Here is a 1,843-nt window from a genome sequence, read left to right as displayed (position 1 = left end):
CGGGAAGTGGGAGGGTGTGATCAGGACGATCGGCTATCGGTTGCCAGCGATTTTGATGATAGAAACTGTTTGGTGAAAGCTGGAATTTCTTACGAATCTTGAAAGCAAAACTTTTATGCCAAGCCTGCGCATTCTTCGCACTTTTCTGGCCGTGGCGGCCGAGGGCTCCTTCACCGCGGCAGGCCAGCGCGTGGCGCTGACCCAGGTGGCCGTGGGGCTGCAGATGCGCACGCTGGAAAACGACCTCAAGCGTAAGCTGTTCGCGCGCCAGGGCAAGCTGGTCACGCTCAATGAGCAGGGCCGGGCGCTGGTGCCCATTGCCACCCAGCTGGTGGCGCTGTACGAGCAGGCCAAGCACGGCACGCGGGCCGATGCACCGCTGGCCGGCACCGTGCAGTTCGGCTCCATCGTCTCGGCGCTGAGCCAGCTGGTGCGCGCCACGCTGGAGCTCAAGCGCCACCATCCGGCGGTGGACCTGCATGTGGTCTCGGGCAAGTCCAACCGGCTGATCGCCCAGGTGGAGAACCATGAGCTGGACGCGGCCGTGGTGGTCTACAACCCGGCCATCAAGCGCCCCTCGCTGGTCTGGACACCGCTGTACGCCGAGCCCATGGTGCTGCTGGCGCCGCGCGCCGCCCGGCCCGCGGCGCCCGCCGACATGGTGGAGCGCTATCCCTTCATCCGCTTCGACCGCACCGAGCACACGGGCGAGCTGGTGGAGCGCACGCTGCGCCGCCTGCGCGCCAAGCCCCAGGAGTTCCTGGAGCTCAACTCCATCGAGACCATCGTGGAGCTGGTGCGCGACGGCATGGGCGTGGCCATGCTGCCCAATCTGGCGCGGCATGGCTGGGAGGGCGACCCGCGCCTGCGCGTGCTGCCCCTTGCCCAGACTGCCGAGAGCCGGCAGATCGCCCTGGTGCAGCTGCGCACGGCGGCGCGCGCCGAGATCATCACCGCCGTGGGCCAGCAATTCGTGGCGGCGCTGGCGGTGCCGGACTGAGTGTGCCGGACTGAGCGCGCCGCTGTGGCTGTTGCGCCGATCCGCGTGTCTTAAGTTGCGTATTGCGCGAGCCCGTGGCCCATGGACCAGTTCTCCTTGTCCACCTCGACCAGGTTGACGAACACGTCCTCGGGCCGCAGGCCGGGGCTTTCGACCAGCAGCTCGGCGATGCGGCTGAACAGCGCCATCTTCTGCTCCAGGCTGCGGGTGTTGCTGACCGTGAGCTGCACCAGCACCAGATCGTCGCTGCGCGCCACGCCCAGGTAGGAGGCGCCGTAGCGGAAGTTGTCGCCGTCATGCTCGGTGATGGTCATGAACTGGTCGTCCTCCGGCACGTTGAAGGTTTCGCGCATGGCGCGGTAGAGGCTGTCGCAGATGGCCTGGCGGTAGGCGGGGGACTTGCCGGCGCGCATGTTGATCCGGGTCATGGGCATGGTGTGGCTCCTTTGCGTTGAGTTGAGTTGCGTTGCTTTGCGTTGTGGGAGCCTCGAAGGTAGGCCGTGCCAGCTATTTTGAAAAGCCATGATTGCTGATATCAGTAATAATGGATTGAAATGATTCAACGACCTCTGGACCTGGATGCCGTGCAAGGCTTCGTGCACATCGCGGACCTGGGCAGCTTCACGCGCGCGGCCGAAGCCATGCAGACCACGCAGGCTGCCGTCAGCCTCAAGCTCAAGCGGCTGGAGCAGCGGCTGGGCTGCAGGCTGGTCGAGCGCACGCCGCGCCACGTGCAGCTGTCGGCGCTGGGTGCCGACTTCCTGCCCCATGCGCGCGAACTGCTGCAGGCCCATGAGCGCGCACTGGCGCTGGCCGTCAGCACGCGCCAGCGGCTGACCATCG

3 protein-coding genes are annotated in these 1,843 nt (G+C 66.1%); 2 read left to right on the top strand and 1 reads right to left on the bottom strand.

The genetic code is table 11. The features are described from left to right. Positions 1-115: 115 nt before the first annotated feature. Positions 116-1,000 carry a LysR family transcriptional regulator gene (locus L995_RS29105; protein WP_016448236.1) on the top strand — a complete coding sequence of 295 codons (885 nt, stop codon included), beginning with the start codon at positions 116-118 and terminating at the stop codon, positions 998-1,000. Between the two features lie 50 nt (positions 1,001-1,050). Here L995_RS29105 and L995_RS29100 read toward each other — a convergent pair whose 3' ends face one another. After that, a complete protein-coding gene (locus L995_RS29100; protein ID WP_047474894.1) occupies positions 1,051-1,434 on the bottom strand; it encodes a tautomerase family protein in 384 nt (127 codons plus the stop codon). A 120-nt stretch (positions 1,435-1,554) separates the two neighbouring features. Here L995_RS29100 and L995_RS29095 point away from each other — a divergent pair. Continuing rightward, a partial coding sequence (locus L995_RS29095; protein ID WP_047474892.1) for a LysR family transcriptional regulator occupies positions 1,555-1,843 on the top strand: 289 nt, incomplete at its 3' end.

It is taken from the genome of Delftia sp. ZNC0008 (genome assembly GCF_000799035.1).
Taxonomy (GTDB): domain Bacteria; phylum Pseudomonadota; class Gammaproteobacteria; order Burkholderiales; family Burkholderiaceae_C; genus Comamonas; species Comamonas tsuruhatensis.
The sequence above is the reverse complement of the archived record's forward strand: the minus strand, read 5'-3'. Positions and strand labels throughout refer to the sequence as shown.

Bases quoted from the DNA above. Each gene is read 5' to 3' on its own strand.
- L995_RS29100 (WP_047474894.1), bottom strand. From the start codon at position 1,434: ATGCCCATGACCCGGATCAACATGCGCGCCGGCAAGTCCCCCGCCTAC.
- L995_RS29105 (WP_016448236.1), top strand. From the start codon at position 116: ATGCCAAGCCTGCGCATTCTTCGCACTTTTCTGGCCGTGGCGGCCGAG.